Genomic DNA, 22,255 nt, shown 5'->3' with positions numbered 1-22,255 from the left:
ACGAGACCCGCACTTGTCGCCGCCCGAGGAGACACCCCACCACGGCACCGACCCCCACCACACACCAACCCCACACGACCACCAGCACAAGCCAAAAACCACGCGGCGCCAGCCGCACCCCACCGCAACCACACACCGCACCGAAGCCACCCACCCGCACCCGAAAACGGCGGCGAACCCCACAAACCCAGCGCGGGACCCTACGGCACCCACCACACCGGCCAACCGTCCCGCGCAACCACCCCCGCGAAAGGGGCGACCCCGCACAGGGGTCGCCCCTCAACAGCCGGAGGCGGGCTCAGCCCTCGACGCCGAGCTTCTCCAGGATCAGTTCGCGCACGCGCGCCGCGTCCGCCTGGCCACGGGTGGCCTTCATGACGGCCCCGACCAGCGCACCGGCGGCCTGGACCTTGCCGTTGCGGATCTTGTCCGCGATGGCACCGTTGGCGGCGATGGCCTCGTCGACGGCCGTGCCGAGCGCCCCCTCGTCGGAGACGACCTTGAGGCCGCGCTTCTCGACGACCTCGTCCGGCGAGCCCTCCGAGGCCAGCACGCCCTCGATGACCTGGCGGGCCAGCTTGTCGTTGAGCGAGCCCTCCTTGACCAGGGCGCAGACCCTCGCGACCTGCTCGGGCGTGATGGGCAGGTCGGCCAGCTCGGTGCCGGACTCGTTGGCCCGGCGGGCCAGCTCGCCCATCCACCACTTGCGCGCCGACGCCGCATCCGCACCGGCGTCGGTCGTGGCGACGATGAGCCCCACCGCGCCGGCGTTGAGCACCGACTGCATCTCGTGCTGCGAGATGCCCCACTCCTCGCGCAGCCGGTTGCGGCGCAGCCTCGGCAGCTCGGGCAGCCCGGCCCGCAGCTCCTCGACCCATTCGCGCGAGGGCGCGACGGGCACGAGGTCGGGCTCGGGGAAGTAGCGGTAGTCCTCCGCCTCCTCCTTGACGCGGCCCGAGGTGGTGCTGCCGTCCTCCTCGTGGAAGTGGCGGGTCTCCTGGATGATCGTGCCGCCGGAGCCGAGGACGGCGGCGTGCCGCTGCACCTCGTACCGTGCGGCACGCTCCACGCTGCGCAGCGAGTTGACGTTCTTCGTCTCGCTGCGCGTGCCGAACTTCTTCTCGCCCTTGGGCCGCAGCGACAGGTTCACGTCGCAGCGCATCTGGCCCATCTCCATGCGGGCCTCGGAGACGCCGAGCGCCTTGATCAGCTCACGCAGTTCGGCCACGTACGCCTTGGCGACCTCGGGGGCGCGCTCGCCCGCGCCCTCGATGGGCTTGGTGACGATCTCGATGAGCGGGATGCCCGCGCGGTTGTAGTCCAGCAGCGAGTGCGACGCGCCGTGGATGCGGCCCGTCGCGCCGCCGATGTGCGTCGACTTGCCGGTGTCCTCCTCCATGTGGGCGCGCTCGATCTCGACGCGGAAGATCTCCCCGTCCTCCAGTTGCACGTCGAGGTAGCCGTCGAAGGCGATCGGCTCGTCGTACTGGGAGGTCTGGAAGTTCTTGGGCATGTCCGGATAGAAGTAGTTCTTCCGGGCGAAGCGGCACCACTCGGCGATCTGGCAGTTCAGCGCCAGGCCGATGCGGATCGCGGACTCGACGCCGATGGCGTTGACCACCGGCAGCGCGCCGGGGAGCCCGAGGCAGGTCGGGCACGTCTGGCTGTTCGCGTCGGCGCCGAGTGTGGTGGCGCAGCCGCAGAACATCTTGGTGCGGGTACCGAGCTCGACGTGCACCTCGAGCCCCATCACGGGGTCGTAGGTGGCCAGCGCGTCCTCGTACGACACCAGTTCAGTGACGGTCACGGAAAACTAACCTTTCTCTCCCGCGTCAGTCGTCCGCGAGGATGTCGTCCACGTCCAGGCGGCGCAGCTCGCGTACGAGCAGTGCGACGCCCGTCGCGATACCGGCGGCGGAGACCGCCACGTCGATGAGCTGAAGCGTGTCGCCCTCCCGGCGGGCCTGCTTGCCCCGCTTGACGGTGCCGATCACGCCGAACAGCGACGTGGCGATCGACACGTACATGCCGGTCCTGGACTTCTTGAAACCCTTGGCCTTTTCGAGCTTTCCACTCACAGCGACGGTGCCTCCTCCAGCAACGGGTGTCCCCAACGTGCCTGGAACGCGGCCTCGACGGCCGCACCGACACGGTAGAGCCGGTCATCGGCCATGGCGGGGGCGATGATCTGGAGCCCCACCGGAAGCCCGTCCTCGGGCGCCAGTCCGCACGGGACGGACATGGCCGCGTTCCCCGCCAGGTTGGACGGGATGGTGCACAGGTCCGCAAGGTACATCGCCATCGGGTCGTCGGCACGCTCACCGATGGGGAAGGCGGTGGTCGGGGTGGTCGGCGAGACGACCACGTCGACCTGCTCGAAGGCCCGCTCGAAGTCGCGGGTGATGAGCGTCCGCACCTTCTGCGCCGAGCCGTAGTACGCGTCGTAGTAGCCGGAGCTGAGCGCGTACGTGCCGAGCATGACGCGGCGCTTGACCTCGTCGCCGAAGCCCGCCTCGCGGGTCAGCGCGGTGACCTCCTCGGCGGAGTGCGTGCCGTCGTCACCGGCCCGCAGGCCGTAGCGCATGGCGTCGAAGCGGGCGAGGTTGGACGAGCACTCGGAGGGCGCGATCAGGTAGTACGCCGCGAGCGCCTTGGTGAAGGACGGGCAGGACAGCTCGACGACCTCGGCGCCCAGCTCGCGCAGCAGCTCGACGGACTCGTCGAACCGCTGCATGACGCCCGCCTGGTAGCCCTCGCCGCGGAACTCCTTGACGACGCCGACGCGCAGCCCCGCCACGTTCCCGTTCCTGGCGGCCTCGACCACGTCGGGCACGGGCTGGTCGATCGAGGTGGAGTCCTTCTCGTCGTGCCCGGCGATGACGGAGTGCAGCAGTGCCGCGTCCAGGACCGTGCGGGCGCAGGGACCGCCCTGGTCCAGGGAGGAGGAGAAGGCCACCATGCCGTAGCGCGAGACGCCGCCGTAGGTCGGCTTGACGCCGACGGTGCCGGTGACGGCCGCGGGCTGGCGGATGGAGCCGCCCGTGTCGGTGCCGATGGCGAGGGGCGCCTCGTAGGAGGCGAGGGAGGCGGAGGAGCCGCCTCCGGAGCCGCCCGGGATGCGGGTGAGGTCCCAGGGGTTGCCCGTCGGCCCGTAGGCGCTGTTCTCGGTGGAGGACCCCATGGCGAACTCGTCCATGTTGGTCTTGCCGAGGATGACGACGTCGGCCTCCTTGAGGCGCTTCGTCACCGTCGCGTCGTACGGCGGGATCCAGCCTTCGAGGATCTTGGAGCCGACGGTCGTGGGCACGCCCTCGGTGGTGAAGATGTCCTTGAGCGCGAGCGGCACACCGGCGAGCGGGCCGAGCTTCTCGCCCCGCGCGCGCTTCTCGTCGACCTCGCGGGCCTTGGCCATGGCGCCCTCGCGGTCGACGTGGAGGAAGGCGTGCACCTTCTCGTCGACGGCGTCGATGCGCTCCAGATGCGCGGCGGTGACCTCGACGGCACTGACCTCGCCGCTCGCGATCTTCTCCGCGATCTGGGCCGCGGTGAGCTTGATCAGGTCGGTCATGGCGGTCACTCCTCGCCCAGGATCTGCGGCACCTTGAAACGCTGCTGCTCCTGAGCGGGCGCGCCGGAGAGCGCCTGCTCGGGCGTCAGGCCGGGACGGACTTCGTCTGGGCGCATGACGTTGGTGAGCGGCAGCGGGTGGGAGGTCGGTGGTACGTCCTCGTCGGCGACATCGGACACGGCCGCTACCGCGCCGATGATGTCGTCGAGCTGACCGGCGAAGTGATCGAGCTCTTCGTCCTTCAGCTCCAGACGCGCCAGCCGGGCGAGGTGGGCGACCTCCTCGCGCGAGATGCCAGGCATGCAGCGATCCTCTGGGGTGAGTGTTGGATTTTCCGCCCCAATCCTATGGGTCGGGCACCGGTGCCCGCGAAGCGCTTTGCCCACGAGGGCCGCGCGGGGTGCCCGTGGGCGCCGGTACGGGTGCGCCGCGTACCCGTACCGGACCGCCCGACACCCCGTCCCGCGCCGCCGGATCAGCGCAGGAAGTCACCCACGGCGCGCTGGAATTCGGCGTAGGCGACCGCGCTCTCCCCGTTGACGGCGGTGGCCGTGCGCGACGGGGACAGCGCGGCGGAGACCGCGCGCTTGGCGGCCCGTATGGCCGCTGGCGGCTGCTCGGCGATGCGCGCGAGGGTCCGCTCGGTGAACGCGGTCAGCGTGGGCGCGGCCAGTTGCCGGTCGGCCAGCCCGGCCTCCACCGCCTCGCGGGCGTCCAGCAGCCGCCCCGTGTAGAGAAGGCCGCGGGTCACCGAGGGGCCCGCGACGGCGACCATCCGGGCGGCGAAGGCGGGGCTCGCCATGATGCCGAGCTGCGCGATGGGCATGCCGATGCGCGCCGTACCCGCCATGAAGCGCAGGTCGCAGGCGAGCGCGAGCTGGCATCCGGCGCCCGCGGCGACGCCGTGGATCTCGGCGACGACGGGGACCGGGCACTCCTCGACCGCCCGGAACGCCGCTTCCATGCGGGTGAAGGTCTCCTCGACCTCCTCGGGGCTCGCGCCGTCCCACTCGTTCATGTCGGAGCCCGCGCAGAAGGTGTTCCCGCGTCCGCGCACGACCACGGCCCGCAGCTCGTCCCGCTCGCCGAGCGCCCGTACCCGCCGCTCCAGCTCGGCCCAGGCGGCGCACGTCAGCGCGTTGCGCCGCTCGCCGCTGCCGACGGTGATCTCGACGACGGGCCCGTCGGGGCCCACCTCGACCAGCGGGGCCGGCATATCCGGCGACGTACCGGACGCACCCGACGTACCGGATGCGCCGTTCGCGCGGGACCCGGCGTGCCCTGCGCCCACGGCGGAAGCCGCGGAGCCCTGCCCCTTCACCGGACCGCTCCGCGCGCACGCAGCCCGGCTATGCGGGTGCCGTCGACGCCCATGGCCTCCAGGATGCCGTCGGTGTGCTCGCCGTGCAGGGGCGGAGCGCTGCGGACGCGCGGCGGACTGGCGGAGAGCTTCAGCGGCGAGGCGACCATGCGCACGTCCCCGGCCGTGGGGTGCCGGGTCTCCGTCACCATGCCGCGGGCCCTGACCTGGGGATGCGCCAGCGCCTGGTCGACGGTGTTGATGCGGCCGGCGGGGACCGAGACGTCGGCCAGTACGCGGGCCCACTCCTCCGCCGGGCGCGCGGAGAGTGCCTTCTCGACGAGGGGGAGGAGTTCATCGCGGTTGCGTACCCGGTCGGGGTTCGTGGCGAACCTCGGGTCCTCGGTGAGGGAGTCCAGTCCGACGGCGGGCGCGAAGCGGCGCCAGAGCGCGTCGTTGCCGACCGCGATCATCAGATGCCCCTCGGCCGTGGGGAACGCCTGGTAGGGCACGATCGTGGGGTGGGCCGAGCCGTAGCGCCCCGGCACCTCGCCGCTGGTGAACCAGCCCCCGGCGACGTACGTCAGCCACGCGATCTGCCCGTCGAGCAGCGAGACGTCCACCCACTGCCCGGCCCCGGTGCGGTCGCGCTCGCGCAGCGCTGCCAGCACGCCGATGGTGGCCCACATCCCGGCGGCCAGATCGGCCCCGGAGACCCCGAACCGCACGGGCGGCCCGTCCGCCTCGCCCGTCACGCTCATGATCCCGGAGAGCGCCTGCGCGATGGCGTCGTAGCCGGGCTCCTGGCGGTACGGGCCGGTCTGGCCGTAGCCGCTGATCGAGGCGTAGACGACGCCGGGGTTGGCGGCCGAGACCTCCTCGTAGCCGAGACCCAGGCGGTCGGCCGTGCCCGGCCGGAAGTTCTCCACGACCACGTCGGCGCTACGGGCCAGCCGCTGGACCAGTTCGCGGCACTCGGGGTCCTTGAGGTCGACGGCGAGGCTGCGCTTGTTGCGGTTGACGCTGAGGAAGTAGGCGGCCTCCCCGCCCTGGAACGGCGGGCCCCAGGCGCGGGTGTCGTCGCCCGTGCCGCCGTTCTCGATCTTGATGACGTCGGCCCCGAGATCGGCGAGGGCCATGGTGCTGAACGGGCCCGACATGATCCGGGACAGGTCGAGCACCCGGAGCCCCGCGAGGGCACCCTCGTGCCGGAGCCAGGGGGTGGAGGGCTGTGGGGTCTGGGTGGACGGGTCGGCGGACTGGGGGGAAGGGGAGGGGGAGGGAACCGGGTCGTCCATGGGGGGGCGCACCTTCCTGGGTTGTCCTGTGCTGGGCCTGGACCGGCGGGCGAGGGATTTGGCTGAGTGGGCGAGTGGATGAGCCAGTTGAAATTGGCTGAGCCAATAGGCCAGTAGACCAGTGGGAGGGATCCTGTTATGTTGACCGTCGGCCTGTCAAGGGGGACGAGGGGGACGAAGTGACCAGCTCTGAGCCGTTGCGCCCGGTGACCCGCTCGCGCCTCTACGAGCAGGTGGTCGCCCAGCTCCGCGAGCACGCGGAGGCCGCGGGCCTCAAGCGCGGCGACCGGCTGCCGTCCGAGCGCGAGCTGGCCGAGCGGCTGGGTGTGAGCAGGGCCTCCATCAAGCAGGCGATCGTCGTCCTGGAGGTCCAGGGGCTGGTCGAGATCCGGCACGGCGGCGGCACGTACCTGCTCAAGAACAGCCTGAGCGCCGAGCCCGTCGCCACCCTCGTCGACCGCCGCCGACGCCTCCCCGACGTACTGGACGCGCGCGAGGCGCTGGAGGCCAAGCTCGCCGAACTCGCGGCGCTGCGCCGCACGGACGAGGACCTCACCGGCATCGACGCCGCGCTGGAGACCATGCGTGCCGAGGTCGAGGGCGAGGAGGCGGGCGAGGAGGGCGACCGCCTCTTCCACGCCGCCGTGACGGCCGCCGCGCACAGTGACCTGCTCGCCGAGTTCATGCGCGAGATCGCGGAGCAGATCGCCGAGAGCCGCCACGAGTCGCTCCAGCAGCCGGGGCGTCCCGCGCAGTCACTGACGCAGCACACCCGCATCGCCGAGGCGATCCGCGCCCAGGACCCCGACGCCGCCGTCGCCGCCATGCGCGAGCATCTGGAGACGGTGCGACGGGTGCGGCTGCTGGACTGGAAGCCGGGGGACGAGGAGGTCTGACGGGCCGGGCCCGCGCCCCGAAGCCTGACGGGCCAGACCCCCGCACCGTCACCCCACCGCAACGTCACCCCGCCGGCGCGGGCGCCTCGCCCAGCAGGGGCGGGGGCATTCTGCTCACCCACCCCGTCTCCCGCTCGTACGCGTACGCGAGCCGCAGCAGCGCGAGGTCCGCGTGCTCCCTCCCGATGAGCTGGACCCCCATGGGCAGCCCCCTGGCGTCGAACCCGACGGGCATGCCGATGGCGGGCAGCCCCGTCAGGGACCAGGGCGCGACCGTCTCCATCCAGCGGTGGTAGGTGTCCATGGGGCGCCCGTCGATCTCGGCGGGCCAGTGGACGTCCTTGTCGAACGGGAAGACCTGCGCCGAGGGCGCCAGCACATAGTCGTACGTCTCGAAGAGTTTGAGCACCGCCTCGTGGAAGAGGGCGCGCGAGTGGGCCGCGCGGGTGATGTCCAGCGCGCTGAGCCGGGCGCCCCGCTCGGTCTCCCAGCGTGCCTCGGGCTTCATCCGCGCGCGCTTCGCGGGGTCCTCGTACAGCTCGTACCGCTCCAGCGCGGCCCACCAGCGCCACGTCAGGAACGTCTCCCAGATCTTGTCCGGCGCGAAGTCGGGCAGTGCCTCCTCCACCGTGCAGCCCAGCGCCTCGAACGCGGCGAAGGAGCCGCGGCACAGCTCCAGCAGGCCCGGCTCGGTCGCCAGGTGGCCCTTCCAGTCGCCGACCCAGGCGATGCGGGCCCCGCCGACGCCCCTTCCCTCTCCCTCCACCAGGGAGCCGAGGTCGCCCTCGCCGCCCCGGTCGCGGTCGCGGGCGAGGTCGCGCGCGAGCGCGGCGAACACGCCAGGCTCCCCCTGTGCGCCGAGCGGCGCGCTCGGGTCGGGGCCCGCCATCACACCGAGCAGCGCGGCGAGTTCGGGCACCGTGCGCGCCATGGGGCCCGCGACGGAGAGCTGCGCGATGAAGCCCGGTCCCGGCACGCGGCCCCACGTCGGGCGCATGCCGAGCACGTTGTTGAAGGCGGCGGGGTTGCGCAGCGAGCCCATGTAGTCGCTGCCGTCGGCGACGGGCACCATCCGCAGCGCCAGCGCGCTCGCCGCGCCGCCACTGCTGCCGCCCGCCGCGCGGGAGGGGTCGTAGGCGCAGCCCGTCGTGCCCCACACCGGGTTGTACGTCTGCGAACCGAGCCCGAACTCGGGCGCGTTGGTCTTGCCGATGACGATCGCGCCCGCGTCCTTGATCCGTCGCACGAACAGGTCGTCCGAGGCCGCCACCCGGTCCGCGTAGAGGGGCGAACCCTCCGTCCAGGGCAGGCCCTCGGCGGCGGCCAGCTCCTTCACGGCGTGCGGGAGGCCGTGCATCCAGCCCCGGTACTCGCCCGCCCTGAGCTGCCTGTCCCGCTCCCCCGCCAGCCTGACCGACTCCTCCGGGTCGCGCATGGCCACCAGCGCGTTGACGTGCGGATTGACGCGCTCGATGTGGGCGAGGTAGGCGCGCATCACCTCGACGCAGGAGACGTCGCGGCGCCTGATGGCGCGCGAGAGTTCCAGCGCGTCCAGCGACACGATGTCGGACATGGGGGCTCCCTTCCTGTTGCTCCTGCCGCCTGGGGACGGACGGTCCGCCATTCTGCTGCTCCCACGCCCCGCCGACGAGAGCGAATCCGGCGTGCTCAGCCGGGTCCGGCCGGGGTCACCCGAAGCCGGGCACGACGAAGACGAGCCAGGTGAGCAGCGGGACGACGGCGACGACGACACCGCCGTACGTGAGCAGCCTGCGGTAGAAGGCGTCGCGGTCGGTGACCTTCACGTTCGCCATGACGATGGCGCCGTTGGTGGAGAACGGGCTGACGTCGACCACCGTGGCCGAGACCGCGAGCGCGGTGACCATGCCGATGGCGCCGATGCTGCCGTCCAGCAGGAACGGCACCGCCAGCGGGATGAGGGCGCCCATCAGCGCGGTGGAGGACGCGAAGGCGGAGACGATCGCGCCGATGTAGCAGAGCAGCAGCGCGGCGAGCACGGGTACGCCGACGTCCGCGACGGCGTGTCCCGCGTAGTCGATGGTGCCCATCTCCTCCAGCACCGCGACGTAGGTCAGCACCCCGCACACCAGCAGCACCGTGGGCCAGGCGACCTCGGACGGCGCCTTCCGGCACGCCTTCGGCGAGATGACGCTGAGCACGACGGCGATGGTGAGCGACATGAGGCCGACGTCCAGATCGAGGACGAGCGTGCCGAGCACGAGCACGACGAGCCCGCCGAGCGTGAGCGCCCGGTCCCGGTCGAGCCCGACAGCGGCACTCTCCGCGTCCTCCCTTTCGGCGGAAGCCGCCTCCTCGTCGCCCGGCGAAGGTCCGGTCCCGGCCCCCGCCCCGGCCCCCTCCGCACGGCGCGCGCGGTCGGCCCGTACGAGACGGGTGCCGCCGAACAGTACGAAGACGACGGCCGCGATGAGGATGTTGACGACCAGCGAGCCGAAGAAGAGGACGAGCGGGCTGCCGGGGAGGTCGTTCTTCTCGACGACGCCGTTGACGATCGTGCCGTAGACGCTGATCGGCGAGAACGCGCCCGCCTGCGTACCGTGCACGACCATCGCGCCCATGAGCAGCGGGTTGATGCCGTGCCGGGCCGCGAGGTTGAGGGCGATCGGCGCGACGATCGCGCAGGCCGCGGGGCTGACGGCGCCGATCATCGTCAGCAGCGCGCCGATCCCGAACATCACCCAGGGGATGACGGCGATGCGCCCGCCCACCAGCCGTACGGACCGGCTCACCAGCCAGTCGGTCGTGCCGTTGGCCTTGGCGATGGCGAACAGATAGGTGACGCCGACAAGGACGACGAAGAGGTCTCCCGGGAAGCCCGCGAGGATATCGTCCTCGGTCAGGCCGCCCGCGAGTCTCCCCACGAGGAAGGCGGCGGCGAAGGCCAGCACGCCCATGTTCACCGACAGCGCCGTGGCGATCACGAAAGCGACGACCAACGCCGCGATGGATATCAGCTCCGGTGACACCGTGCCTCCTCGCACTCCCCGTGGACCAGTGGCTCACTGGCTAGCCCACTTTGGGGGCGGGTCAGGACGAAGTCAATGGGCTGGACACGGATTCACGCGGGAGGCGTCGCACCGGGAAGGGCGCGTGGCGGGGCGTCCCCGCAGGGAGGCGACGGCCACCGGGCGGGCCCGTACCGCACCACACCCCGAGCCACGCGCCCCGCAACCGCTCACGCGCGGCGCGGCGTCACTGCACCCGGTCGGGCGACTTCGTCGGCGTGGACGACGAGGGGACGGGCGTCTCCAGCGGCCCGTGCTCACCGGTGCCCGGCGAGGACGTGCCCGCGTCCTTCGGGCCGTACCCGCTCTTCGCCTCCGCCGCCCCGGCGGCGTACCCGTCCTTCGCCCCGTAAGCGCGGTCCCGCGCCCGCAGCCAGGCCGTCGCCTCACGCGGCGGCATCGCGGCGGCGACCAGCCAGCCCTGCACCGCGTCGCAACCCAGATCGCGCAGCCGCTCCCACGTCTCGTCGTCCTCGACGCCCTCCGCGACCACGAGCAGCCCGAGCGAGTGCGCGAGGTCCACGGTGCAGCGGACGATCTCCGCGTCCTCCGCGTCCACCGCGAGCCGGGCCACGAAGGAACGGTCGATCTTCAACTCGCTGACGGGCAGCCGCCGCAGATGCACCAGCGACGAATAGCCGGTGCCGAAGTCGTCCAGGGACATCTTCACGCCGTGCCCCGTCAGCCCCGCGAGCGTGTCCGCAGCCCGCTGCGGGTCCTCCAGCAGCACATGCTCCGTGATCTCCAACTGGAGCGCCCCCGCGGGCACTCCGTGCCGGGCCAGCCGGGCCGCGATGGCGCCCGCGAACCCGGGTGTGTGCACGTCGCGCGGCGAGACGTTCACCGCGACGGGCACCGTCAGGCCGGAAGCGCGCCAGCGGGCTATCTGCGCGAGCGCGGTCTCCAGCACATACTCCGTCAGGCGCGGCATCAGCCCGGACGTCTCCGCGATGGCGATGAACTCGTCCGGGGGCACCCGGCCGCGCTCCGGGTGCACCCACCGCACCAGCGCTTCGAGCCCGGAGACGACGCCGTCGAAGCCGACCTTGGGCTGGTAGTGCAGCTCCACCTCGCCCGCGTCGAGCGCGCGGCGCAGATCGGCCAGCAGGCCGAGCCGGTCCGGGGTGTTGCCGTCGCGCGTGGCCTCGTACACCTCGACGCCCGTGCGGTCCCGCTTCGCCTCGTACATCGCCACGTCGGCCCGCCGCAGCAGCCCCTCCGCCTCCCGGGCGTGGTCGGGGAAGACGGCGACGCCCGCGCTGGCCTCCAGCACGAGCGTGAGCCCGTCGAGGTCGAGCGGCGAGCCGAGCGCGGAGACGAGCGCGCGGGCGACGCGCTGCGCGCTCGTCGTGGAGTCGGCGAGCGGGAGCAGCACGGCGAACTCGTCGCCGCCCAGCCGCGCCGCCTCGGCGCCGCGCGGGAGCGCGGTCCGCAGCCGCTCGGCTATCTGCAACAGCAGCCGGTCGCCCGCGAGATGGCCGAGTGTGTCGTTGACGGAGCGGAAGCGGTCGAGGTCGATCAGGACGAGCGCGGAGCGCGCTCCCGTGCGGTCCGCCTCGTCCAGCGCCGACCATGTGCGCTCCAGCAGCCACTGGCGGTTGGGCAGCCCGGTGAGCGGGTCCCGCAACTGCTCCTCGGCGCGGGCGCGGGCGATCCGCAGCGTGGAGTCGAGCGCGATGAGCGGCACGGCGAACAGCGGGAGCAGCAGCGGCGTCGCGGCCGCGACCACGGCGATCAGCGGCGCGATGCCGAGCAGCGCGAGCGCGACGATGCCCTGGCGCAGCAGCGCCGTGCGCAGCGCGGTGGGCAGCCCGGTCTTGCGCGGCGCGAAGGAGTACCAGGACAGCGCGCGGGTGACCAGGAGATACACGCAGGCGGCGAGGACGATGCCGGGCGCCGCGAGCAGGTCCCAGCGCTCGGGTTCCCAGGGCTGTTCGACCGAGGGACGGATGCCGAAGGCGGCGAGGCCGAGGGCCGCGGCGCCGATGCCGAGGATGTCGACGGCGCCGTGGACGACGGCCTGCCGCCAGCGGTGGCGCCGCGCCCCGGCGACGAGCAGCACGACGGCGAGGCTCACCAGCACGGCGGGCACCCAGCCGTAGAGCAGCAGGATCGCGAGGGTGAGCGCGGCGCCCGAGCCGGTGCCGCCCCACCAGCGGTCGCGGCCGAGTGCGACGAGGTGGCCGACGACGATGCCCGTCAGCACGGCGATGGACCAGCCCGCCGTGCCCGCGGGGAACAGTGCGTGGCCGCCGAGCAGGACGCGGCAGATGCCGACGGCCAGCGCGACCCCGGCCACGGCGACGGCCGCGAACGGCAGCCCCGGCACCCTCAGCGAGGCGGCCCGCTGGAACCAGGGCATGTCCTCGGCGGCGCTCATGGACCCGCCCGTACGCCCGCCCGCGGCCTCAGAGGGCAGGCGGGAGTACGGGGGGCGGTGACCCCCGGGGGTTTCCTGCATGCCGGTCCCTCTCACTGCCGTCCGTGCCTGCCCTCGCCACGACAGGCTCCCGCTTCAACAGTAGGACGCACACTGCTGCCAGGGGCAGCGATCGGCCGGGGTTGCCACAACGCGTTCCGGCCGAACTGGCGGATGTGCCCTGCGCTGTACGAGTGCTGTGCGGATTCAGTGAGAGGCCCGGAACGAAACTGGTGGGGTTCGTGGGGCACTTGCACAACAGTGAGGGAGGAGAGGGGAAACGTTCATGTGGCCGTCTCCTCCTCGGGCGGCGTGACGGCCGCTTCACGGGCGGCATCGGGCCCCTTCTCCAACAGAACCGCAAGGCCGTCATCGTCCAGAATCGGCACCTTCAGCTGGACCGCTTTGTCGTACTTGGATCCGGGATTGTCACCCACAACGACGAACCCGGTCTTTTTTGAAACCGACCCGGTGACCTTCGCCCCGCGCGACTGGAGAGCCTCCTTGGCCCCGTCCCGCGTGTACGTCCCGAGGGTGCCCGTGACGACGATGGCGAGCCCCTCCAGCGGGCGCGGGCCCTCCTCGCCCGTGGACTCCTCCTCCATGCGGACCCCGGCCGCGCGCCACCGCTCGACGATCTCGCGGTGCCAGTCCTCGGCGAACCACGCCTTGAGCGAGGCGGCGATGGTGGGCCCCACGCCCTCCGTCGCGGCCAGTTCGGCCTCGTCCGCCTCGGCGATGCGGTCCAGCGAACGGAACTCGCGCGCCAGCGCCTCGGCCGCCACCGGGCCCACATGACGGATCGACAGCCCTGTGATGACGCGGGCCAGCGGGCGCTCCTTGGCCGCCGCGACGTTCTCCAGCATGGCCAGCGTGTTCTTCTTCGGCTCGCCCTTCTGGTTGGCGAAGACGGTGACGACCTTCTCCTCGCCGGTCTTCGGATCGCGCTTGGGCAGCCCGCTGTCCTGGTCCAGCACATGCGCCTTGATGGGCAGCAGATCCTCGACGGTCAGATCGAAGAGCCCGCCCTCGTCCTTGAGCGGCGGCTCGGCGGGCTCCAGGGGCTGGGTGAGGGCGCTGGCCACGACATAGCCGAAGTGCTCGACGTCCAGGCACTTGCGGCCCGCGAGATAGAAGATCCGCTCCCTGAGCTGCGCGGGGCAGGAGCGCGCGTTGGGGCAGCGCAGATCGATGTCGCCCTCCTTCATGGGGCGCAGCGCCGTCCCGCAGTCCGGGCACTCGGACGGCATCTCGAACTCGCGCTCGCTGCCGTCCCGCAGATCCGCGACGGGCCCCAGGATCTCGGGGATGACATCGCCCGCCTTGCGGAGCACCACGGTGTCCCCGATGAAGACGCCCTTGGACTTGACGACCTCCTGGTTGTGGAGGGTGGCGAACTCGACCTCGGAGCCCGCGACCGTGACGGGCTCCACCACCGCGTACGGCGTGACCCGGCCCGTGCGGCCGACGCCCACGCGGATGTCCACCAGCTTGGTGTTGACCTCCTCCGGCGCGTACTTCCAGGCGATGGCCCAGCGCGGGGCGCGCGAGGTGGAGCCCAGGCGGCCCTGGAGGCGGATCTCGTCCACCTTGACCACGACACCGTCGATCTCGTGCTCGACGGAATGGCGGTGCTCGCCGTAGTAGGCGATGAACTCGCGGACGCCTTCGAGCCCCTCGACCACCTTGCCGTGCGTGGAGGTGGGCAGACCCCACTCGCGCAGCAGGTCGTACGCCTCCGAGAGGCGGTCGATCCCGAAGCCCTCGCGGGCGCCGATGCCGTGCACCACCATGTGCAGCGGGCGGGTGGCGGTGACCTTCGGGTCCTTCTGGCGCAGCGAACCCGCCGCCGCGTTACGGGGGTTGGCGAACGGCTTCTCGCCCGCCTCTACAAGCCGCGCGTTCAGCTCCTCGAAGCGCTCCATCGGGAAGAACACCTCACCGCGCACCTCGACCAGATCGGGCACACGGTCCCCGCTCAGCCGCTCGGGGATGTCCGCGATCGTGCGCACATTGGGCGTGATGTCCTCGCCCGTGCGGCCGTCGCCCCGGGTGGCGGCGCGGGTGAGGCGCCCGTGCTCGTAGGTGAGGTTGACGGCCAGGCCGTCGACCTTCAGCTCGCACAGGAAGTGGTACTCCACGCCCTCCAGTTCACGCGCGACGCGATCGGCCCACTCGCCCAGCTCCTCGTCGTCGAACGCGTTGTCCAGCGAGAGCATCCGCTCCCGGTGCGCTACCTCGGTGAACTCCGTCTCGTACTGCCCGGCCACCTTCTGGGTGGGCGAATCGGGCGTCACCAGCTCGGGGTGCTCCTCCTCGACCGCCTCCAGCTCGCGCAGCAGCCGGTCGAACTCGGCGTCGCTGACGACGGGCGCGTCCTTCACGTAGTACCGGAAGCGGTGCTCCTCGATCTGCTCCGCCAGTCGCGCGTGCTTCTCCCGCGCCTCCGCGGGGACCCCTGTCCGCGCCTGCTGCTGACCAGCCACCGTGTCGTCCTCCCGTTACTCAGGGTTGTCAGCGAGTGATCTCGCGGCCCGGACGCAGTGTGCGAGAGCCGTACGCGCGTAGGCGGGCGAAGCGCCCGCCAGCCCGCACGCCGGAGTGACCACGACCGACTCCGCGAGGAGTGCCGGGGACAGCCCGAGCCTGCGCCACAGCGACCTGACACCCCCGACGCTACCGGCAGGGTCTGACAATCCCCCGGCGCCGGGCTCCAGCGTCGGCACGACTCCCGCGAACAGCGCGGTGCCGCCCTCGACCGCCTCGCCGAGCGCGTCGTAGAACTCCGCGTCCTCACTCTCGGTGAGCAGCGTCGCGTCGAAGGAGATCCCGTCGGCCCCCGCGCGCCGCAGCAGCCCGAACGGCACGCCCGGCGCACACGAGTGGACCACCACGGGCCCGTCGTGCAGCTCCGTCAGCTCCCGCAGCGCGCCCTCCACCACGGCGCGGTCCACGGCCGCGTGGGTGCGGTAGCCGCTCGCGGTGCGCACGCTGCCGCGCAGCACCGCCGTCAGCGACGGCTCGTCGAGCTGGAGCACGACGCGGGCCCCCGGCACCCGTCTGCGCACATCGGCGAGGTGGTCCCGCAGCCCCTCGGCCAGCGAGGCGGTCAGATCGCGGCAGGCGCCGTGGTCGCCGAGTACAGCCTCGCCGTTGCGCCGCTCCAGCGCGGCGGCCAGGGTCCACGGGCCGACGGCCGAGACCTTCAGCGCGCCCTCGTACCCCTGGGTGAACTCCTCCAGCGCGTCCAGATCCTCGCCCAGCCACGCCCTGGCCCGACGGGTGTCCCGGCCCGGACGGTCGCTCAGCCGCCAGCCGCTGGGCTCCACATGCGCGTACAGCTCCACCAGCATCCCGATGGTCCGCCCGATCATGTCCGCGCCAGGACCGCGCGCGGGCAGCTCCGGGAGGTACGGGAACCGCTCGAAGGTCCCCGTGACCGTCCGCGCCGCCTCCCGCGCGTCCTCGCCCGGCATCGACCCGATCCCGGTCGCGGCGGCCGTGCCCCACGGGAACCCCTGCGTCGTCTCACTCACACCACTCACGCCCGGAAGCGTACGTGTGCCGACGGGCCGGGGTCGCGTGGGCGGTCAGCCGCCCGGGCGTACGGTCAGGTCCGTGACCTCGGAGCCGCGCGGCAGGTCGAGCGCGGTGAGGAGCGTGGTGGCCACCGCTTCCGGGGTGATCCACTTCTCCGCCTCGTAGTCCTTGCCCTCCTGGTGGTGCACCTTCTCCTGCATGGGCGTGGCCGTACGCCCCGGGTACACGGACGTGACGCGCACGCCGTTGCCGCCCTCCTCGCCGCGCAGCGCGTCGGCGAGGGCCTTCAGGCCGTGCTTGCTGGCCGCGTACGCGCCCCACTGGGGGTTGGCGCGCAGACCGGCGCCCGAGTTGACGAACAGGACGTGGCCGCGTGCCTGACGGAGCTGGGGCAGCAGCAGGCGGGTCAGTTCGGCGGGGGCGACGAGATTGGCGGCGAGCGTGTCGTTCCACACCTTCGCCGACGTCTCACCGATCTCGCCCAGCTCGACCACGCCCGCGATGTGGTGGAGGGAGTCCAGGGTCTCCGGGAGCGTCTGGTGGCTGAGCGCCCAGGAGAGCCGTTCCGGCTCGGCGAGGTCGCCCACGAGGGTGTGGGCGCCCTCGAAGCGTTCCGCTAGGTCCTTGGCGCGGGCCGCGTTGCGGGCCAGGAGCCATGTGTCGTCGCCACGGGCCAGCAGTCGCTCCGCGACCACGGCCCCGATCCCTGACCCGGCCCCGGTGATGAGATGTGTTGCCATGCCCCCATGATCCCTCTTCGCGAGGGGTTGCCGGTTCGCCGGGGGTGTTGCGCGGGACGGTTGCCCTGTGTGGTGGGCGCCGCAGGGTCCCGCGCTGGTTTTTGTGCCCCTGTCCGGCGGGGCGGCATTGTGTGGCTTGGCGCCGTGTTCGGCTGTCTGGCCGGTGGCTTCGGCGCGGTGTGTGGTTGCGGTGCGTCGCGGCTGGCGCCGCGTGATTCCTGGTGTCCGACGGTGGCCGTGTGGGGTGTGTGGGTGGGGGGTGTCCGGTGCCGCGGTGGGGTGTCTCCTCGGCGTGAAGCTTTCGTTGTCGGCTTTCCGCCGTCGTTCGTCTCGACCTGCGGGGACACCCCACCGCGTCCCCGTCCCGCCGGTGGCCCACCTCCCCCCGGGGTGGGCCAATGCCCACCCCCCTTCGCGGGGTGCGCCTCCTTGCCATGCGGCGGCACAACAACCAGCGCGGGACCTACGGTCCCCACTCCCCGGGCCAACCGTCCCGCGCAACTCCCCCTGTCGGGGGTGCGCAGCCCGGTGCCCTCTTGGGGTTTCGTTCGCGTGCTGCGGGCTGGTGGCACGGGTTGTGCCCACCCTCCCCCAGCTACCGCTGGGAGGTGCCCCCTCGCCATGCGGGACGCCTGCCCACAACGGTTGGAGCGGACCGGAGGTTGGCCACCGGGTGGGAGGGGACGTGGTGGGGTGTCCCCGCAAGTGGTGGCGACGAGTGCCGGGGGAAAGCAAGCAACGAAACCCGCACTTGTCGCCGCCCGAGGAGACACCCCGGCGCGGCACCGACCCCCACCACACACCAACCCCACACGCCCACCGGCACAAGCCAAGAACCACGCGGCGCCAGCCGCACCGCACCGCAACCACACGCCGCGCCGAAGCCACCGGCAGACAGCCGAAACACGACGCGCACCGCACCCCCACGGCGTGCCCCGGCCAAAAAACCAGCGCGGGACCCTACGGCACCCACCACACCGGCCAACCGTCCCGCGCAACACCCCCGACGAACCGGCAACCCCCGTTACCTTCCGCACCCCGCGAAGGGACCCGTGCCCCGTGAAGCGGCACCCCCGGTGAAGCGGGAACCCTGTGTTTCGTGCTCAGCCCGTGAGGGCTGAAAGCGCGTCGGGGCCCGTGTCGGCGAAGACGACCAGTTCGGACAGCGGGCGCGGAAGAAACCCCTCCGCCTCCATGCGCCGCATCTGCTGCTCCAGCCCGTCGTAGAACCCGGCGGTGTTCAGAACGACCACCGGCTTCACATGCATCCCGTGCTTCTTCAGCTCCAGGATCTCGGTCGCCTCGTCGAGCGTCCCCGTACCGCCCACCATCACCACGATCGCGTCGGCGCGCTGCAACAGCAGCGCCTTCCGCTCGGCGAGGTCGGCCGTGATGATCATCTCGTCGGCGCCCTCGCGGGCCTTGGCCGCCAGGAACTCGACGGAGATCCCCACGAGGCGTCCCCCTGCCCCCTGCACCCCGTCCGCGACGACCTTCATCAGGCCCACGTCGGAGCCGCCCCACACCAGGCTGTGTCCGCGCTTGCCGATAAGCTCGGCGAACTCACGGGCAGGTTCGGTGTATACGGCGTCGAGTTCGGCGGCGGAGCAGAAGACACAGATGTTCAGGGGGGAACTGTCCTTGGCGACCATGGACAGCAGCCTAAGCCGCGGCCGTCCTGGCGTTCACGCCGGTCATATGGTCGTCTGCGGCGACAATTCGCTCGCGCAGCGGCTCTCCCGGGAGCTGGCCACCGTGTACGGGCAGCGCGTCACCGTCGTGCTGCCTTCGCTGCGCGGCGGCGATCACGGGCCGCAGATCGCGGAGCTGGTGGAGAACGCGGAGCTGCGCGTCGAGGCCGTGGAGGCCAGCATTCCGGACGATGCGGCGCTGCTGCGCGCCGGTGTCGAGCGGGCCAGCGCGCTGGCGCTGACGTCGGGCGACGACCAGCTCAACATCCACATCGCGCTGCGCGCCCGTCGCATCAACCCCGAACTGCGCCTGGTCATCCGGATGTTCAACCCGACGCTGGGCGGCTATCTGGAGGATCTGCTGGACCGGGCCGTGCGCGTGCGGCGCCCGGGGCTGGACCGCAGGGCGCTCGACGCGACGACCACGGTGCTCTCGGACTCCGACACGGCCGCGCCCTCGCTCGTCGCCGCCGCCGTCGTCGGCAGCGACAAGATCGTGTACGCGGAGGGACTGCTGCTGCGGGCCAAGGAACGCACCCTGGGCACCGTCGGCCGCCGCAACCCGCTGTGCACCCTCGCGCTGCTCCCCGGGCCCGAGGACTCGGACGAGGGCTGCGACGAGGAGGCCCCGGACGGCACGGCGGCCGGGAGCGCAACCGACGGGGCACGGCAGCGGCACGACGGGCCCGTACTGCTGCCGAGCGAGGAGGAGCTGGCCGGGCTGCCGCGGGACAGGGGCGCCGTCGTCCTGGAGGCGATCACGCGGCGGCCGAGCGCCTCGTCCGTGCGGGCGCCCCGGCTGCCGAGGCTGCTGGCGTTCAAGGAGCTGTTCTCGGCGCGGCTGCGGTATTCGCTGCTGGCGATGACGGCCGTGCTGCTCACGCTCGCCTCCCTGAACTGGGTGATGAGCGGCGAGACCGCGCTGCACGCGGCCTATGTGACACTGCTGGACTTCTTCGCGATCAACGAGCCGAAGATCGACGAGCCCTGGGACGAGCAGTTGCTCCAGTTGCTGGCGGGCCTCGCGGGGCTGATGATGCTGCCGCTGCTGCTGGCCGTCGTCCTGGAGAGCTACGGCGCGTTCCGCAAGGCCACCTATCTGCCGGACCCGCCGCGCGGGCTGTCGGGCCATGTGGTGCTGCTGGGGCTCGGCAAGGTCGGGACGCGGGTGCTGGACCGGCTGCTGGAGCTGGGCATCCCCGTCGTCTGCGTCGAGCGGGACCACGAGGCGCGCGGCATAGCGAAGGCGCGCGCGAAGCGGGTGCCGACGCTGATCGCCGACGTGACGGAGGACGGCGTCCTGGAGGCGGCGAAGATCAAGCGGAGCCGCGCGCTGCTCGCCCTCACCAGCAACGACGGCATCAACCTGGAGGCGTCGCTCTCGGCCCGCCGCATCAAGCCGGGGCTGCGCGTGGTGATGCGGCTGTTCGATGACGACTTCGCCGCGACGGTCTACCGCACCCTGCGCGACACGTACCCGTCGGCCCAGACCCGCAGCCGCAGCGTCTCGGCCCTCGCCGCGCCCGCGTTCGGCGGCGCGATGATGGGCCGTCAGGTACTCGGCGCGATCCCCGTGGGGCGGCGGGTGCTGGTCTTCGCCGTCGTCGACGTGGGCGGCAACCCGATGCTGGAGGGGCGGACGGTGGCCGAGGCGTTCGAGCCGGGCGCGTGGCGCGTCGTCGCCCTCGACGTGGCCGCGGAGGACGAGCGGCGCGAGGACCTGACGTCCGTCTCCTCGACGGGCGAGGGCGAACTGGAGTGGCGGCTGCACCCGGGGCAGGTGTTGAACCCCGGCGACCGGGTCGTGGTCGCCGCGACCCGTCGCGGCCTCGGCGCCCTGCTCTCCGCCGGCGCGGGCACGGCCCGCTCCCCCATCCCCGGAACGGGCGAACACCGCGTCAGCGACGCGGTGTTCGCCCCTCGTTCCCACCAGGCACCCGGCGAGGGCCGGCGCCCAGCGGCCGGCGATTAGCGGCGGTAGTGGAAGATGCCCCACGTGAGGTGCTTCGCGCGTCCACCGTCGACCCAGTGGCCCAGGCCCTTCTTCATCGAGGTGAGGTACTCCGAGCTGACCCGCTGGCCCAGTCCCTCGCCCTCCTGGCGCTCCGTCTCCTCCAGGACGCGCCCGTAGTGGTTGACCAACTGGTCCCGGTGCTCCTCGAAGCCGTCGCCCTCGACCGGGGTGAACCCGAGCCTCTTGAGGTTACGGCCGTAGAAGTCGGGCGAGCCCATGTCGTCCAGGTGGATGCGGTCCAGGATGGGCTGGAGCACCCCCTCCGGGCAGCCGTCGGCGGCCATGGGGTCGGTGAAGATGAGCTGACCGCCCTTCTTGAGCACCCGCGCCACCTCCTCCAGCACGCGCAGCCGGTTGCCGCTGTGCAGGAAGGCGTCCTGGGACCAGATGACGTCCACGCTGTCGTCGGGGTACGGGATGCTCTCGAAGGAGCCGTCCGTCACCTCGATCTTGTCGGTGAGCCCGCGCTGCGCGTTCAGTTCGCGGGCACGCTGGTTCTCGACCTCGCTCAGGTTGAGCGCGAGGACGCGGCAGCCGTGGTTCTCGGCGAGATAGCGCGCCGAGCCGCCGAAGCCCGAGCCGAGGTCGAGCACAACCGATTCCTCGGTCAGCCCGAGCTTGCCCGCCATCCGCGCGACGGTGCGGCGGCTGGCGTCGGCTATCGGCTCCTTGTCGCCCTCGTAGAGGCCGATGTGGATGTCCTCGCCGCCCCAGACCGCCGAGTAGAACGTGTCGGCGTCCGGGGAGTTGTAGTAGCTGCGGGCCGTACTGACGACGGAGGAGTACGCGTCCTCCGCGTCCTCCATGCGGTACTCCTTCTCCGCCACGTGCACGAAGAAGTCGGGCTGCTCGTCCCGGTAGGTGTGCTGGAAGTCGCCGTACGTCTCCACCCGCTGGAACCCGACCTCGGACATGAGGCGACGGGTGTAGTCCTTGCGGAGCGGGAACATGTTGAGGTGGTAGACGGAGTTGTCGTGGAAGTTGTACCGCATGCGGCACAGCCCCTCGTCCAGGAACTCCGGCTCCACCGAGACGTCCTCGCCGCAGTAGTAGAAGGTGTGCTTGCTTGAGTATCCCCGGTCCAGCATCGCGTCGTAGTTACGCTGATCCAGGATGAGGATTCCGTCGTGCTTCAGCATCGCGTAGAACTCCGCGAGTGCCTTTCGACGGTCACGCTCCGAGAAGAGATGGGTGAAGGAATTTCCCAGACAGACGATGGCGTCATATTCGCCGTGGACGTCGCGATTGAGCCAACGCCAGTCCGCCTGCACGACGCGCAGAATGTGATCGCCGTGCTTCATTCCATTTTCGAAGGCCATCGCGAGCATGTCGGCACTGCCGTCCGCGCTCACGGTCTCGAAACCGGCCTCCAGCAGACGCACCGAGTGGAACCCGGTGCCCGTCGCGACGTCGAGTACGCTCCGCACCCCGCGCTTGCGCAGCAGGTCGATGAAGAAATTGCCTTCGCTCTGTGTTCTCTTCTCCCAGTCTATGAGAGAGTCCCACTTCTCGACGAAGCTAGGTACGTATTCTTCGGTGTAGTGCCCGGTTTCCCGGACCTCCACGGGGTTGTCTCCGAACTCCTGTACCGGTCGCGCGGTAATGACGAAACCTCCACTAGCGAGACGGTGGCCTACGGCGCGGCCACCCAGGACGCCTCAATCGCCAGGTCACGGGAACCGCGCTCGGACTCAGCGCATACCTATCCGAGCCCACGAGATCTATGCCACCAACTGGCGGAC

The 22,255-nt window shown here is 71.7% G+C and carries 16 protein-coding genes; 2 read left to right on the top strand and 14 right to left on the bottom strand.

Translation table 11 applies throughout. The features are described from left to right. Positions 1-298 precede the first annotated feature (298 nt). From gatB to ACWGJ2_RS18940, 6 genes are all read right to left on the bottom strand, one after another. A complete protein-coding gene (gene gatB / locus ACWGJ2_RS18965; RefSeq protein WP_453347258.1) occupies positions 299-1,807 on the bottom strand; it encodes an Asp-tRNA(Asn)/Glu-tRNA(Gln) amidotransferase subunit GatB in 1,509 nt (502 codons plus the stop codon). A 25-nt stretch (positions 1,808-1,832) separates the two neighbouring features. Further along, positions 1,833-2,078 carry a hypothetical protein gene (locus tag ACWGJ2_RS18960; RefSeq protein WP_453347257.1) on the bottom strand — a complete coding sequence of 82 codons (246 nt, stop codon included), beginning with the start codon at positions 2,076-2,078 and terminating at the stop codon, positions 1,833-1,835. Then, positions 2,075-3,568, bottom strand: coding sequence for an Asp-tRNA(Asn)/Glu-tRNA(Gln) amidotransferase subunit GatA (gene gatA / locus ACWGJ2_RS18955; protein WP_453347256.1), 1,494 nt, complete (start codon positions 3,566-3,568; stop codon positions 2,075-2,077). Before gatA ends, ACWGJ2_RS18960 begins: the two co-directional genes overlap by 4 nt. A gap of 5 nt (positions 3,569-3,573) precedes the next feature. Next, the gene (gene gatC, locus ACWGJ2_RS18950) at positions 3,574-3,870 is read right to left on the bottom strand and encodes an Asp-tRNA(Asn)/Glu-tRNA(Gln) amidotransferase subunit GatC (RefSeq protein ID WP_453347255.1); all 297 of its coding nucleotides are present in this window, start codon (positions 3,868-3,870) and stop codon (positions 3,574-3,576) included. A gap of 173 nt (positions 3,871-4,043) precedes the next feature. Then, on the bottom strand, positions 4,044-4,784 hold the full coding sequence (locus ACWGJ2_RS18945) for an enoyl-CoA hydratase/isomerase family protein (protein WP_453347254.1): 741 nt from the start codon (positions 4,782-4,784) through the stop codon (positions 4,044-4,046). Positions 4,785-4,885: 101 nt separating this feature from the next. Continuing rightward, entirely contained in the window at positions 4,886-6,166 is a 1,281-nt protein-coding gene (locus ACWGJ2_RS18940) for a CaiB/BaiF CoA transferase family protein (RefSeq protein WP_453347253.1), read from the bottom strand. Positions 6,167-6,345: 179 nt separating this feature from the next. On the opposite strand from ACWGJ2_RS18940, the gene ACWGJ2_RS18935 reads away from it, so the two are divergent. Next, positions 6,346-7,062 carry a FadR/GntR family transcriptional regulator gene (locus tag ACWGJ2_RS18935; RefSeq protein WP_453347252.1) on the top strand — a complete coding sequence of 239 codons (717 nt, stop codon included), beginning with the start codon at positions 6,346-6,348 and terminating at the stop codon, positions 7,060-7,062. A gap of 64 nt (positions 7,063-7,126) precedes the next feature. Here the strand turns inward: ACWGJ2_RS18935 and ACWGJ2_RS18930 are convergent, their stop codons facing one another. The 7 genes from ACWGJ2_RS18930 to ACWGJ2_RS18900 all read right to left on the bottom strand — a co-directional run bounded on the left by ACWGJ2_RS18930 (position 7,127) and on the right by ACWGJ2_RS18900 (position 18,436). Continuing rightward, on the bottom strand, positions 7,127-8,635 hold the full coding sequence (locus ACWGJ2_RS18930; protein ID WP_453347251.1) for an amidase: 1,509 nt from the start codon (positions 8,633-8,635) through the stop codon (positions 7,127-7,129). Positions 8,636-8,750: 115 nt separating this feature from the next. After that, entirely contained in the window at positions 8,751-10,070 is a 1,320-nt protein-coding gene (locus ACWGJ2_RS18925) for an SLC13 family permease (protein ID WP_453347250.1), read from the bottom strand. Positions 10,071-10,296: 226 nt separating this feature from the next. Beyond that, the gene (locus ACWGJ2_RS18920) at positions 10,297-12,471 is read right to left on the bottom strand and encodes a putative bifunctional diguanylate cyclase/phosphodiesterase (protein ID WP_453347270.1); all 2,175 of its coding nucleotides are present in this window, start codon (positions 12,469-12,471) and stop codon (positions 10,297-10,299) included. A gap of 341 nt (positions 12,472-12,812) precedes the next feature. Further along, the gene (gene ligA / locus ACWGJ2_RS18915; RefSeq protein WP_453347249.1) at positions 12,813-15,014 is read right to left on the bottom strand and encodes an NAD-dependent DNA ligase LigA; all 2,202 of its coding nucleotides are present in this window, start codon (positions 15,012-15,014) and stop codon (positions 12,813-12,815) included. A gap of 15 nt (positions 15,015-15,029) precedes the next feature. Further along, positions 15,030-16,064: a methionine synthase gene (locus ACWGJ2_RS18910; protein ID WP_453347269.1), complete on the bottom strand. Its 1,035-nt coding sequence runs from the start codon at positions 16,062-16,064 to the stop codon at positions 15,030-15,032. 54 nt (positions 16,065-16,118) lie between these two features. Beyond that, positions 16,119-16,808 carry an SDR family oxidoreductase gene (locus ACWGJ2_RS18905; protein ID WP_453347248.1) on the bottom strand — a complete coding sequence of 230 codons (690 nt, stop codon included), beginning with the start codon at positions 16,806-16,808 and terminating at the stop codon, positions 16,119-16,121. 1,103 nt (positions 16,809-17,911) lie between these two features. Next, positions 17,912-18,436 (bottom strand): LOG family protein, encoded by a 525-nt coding sequence (locus tag ACWGJ2_RS18900; RefSeq protein WP_453347268.1) that lies wholly within the window; start codon positions 18,434-18,436, stop codon positions 17,912-17,914. 22 nt (positions 18,437-18,458) lie between these two features. On the opposite strand from ACWGJ2_RS18900, the gene ACWGJ2_RS18895 reads away from it, so the two are divergent. Further along, complete coding sequence (locus ACWGJ2_RS18895) at positions 18,459-20,471, top strand: NAD-binding protein (protein WP_453347247.1); 2,013 nt, start codon at positions 18,459-18,461, stop codon at positions 20,469-20,471. Here ACWGJ2_RS18895 and ACWGJ2_RS18890 read toward each other — a convergent pair. Further along, positions 20,468-22,117 carry a glycine/sarcosine N-methyltransferase gene (locus ACWGJ2_RS18890; RefSeq protein ID WP_453347267.1) on the bottom strand — a complete coding sequence of 550 codons (1,650 nt, stop codon included), beginning with the start codon at positions 22,115-22,117 and terminating at the stop codon, positions 20,468-20,470. The genes ACWGJ2_RS18895 and ACWGJ2_RS18890 overlap by 4 nt on opposite strands. Between the last annotated feature and the right edge of the window lie 138 nt (positions 22,118-22,255).

This window comes from Streptomyces sp. NPDC054796, from assembly GCF_053611545.1.
This window is presented reverse-complemented; position numbering and strand designations above follow the sequence as displayed.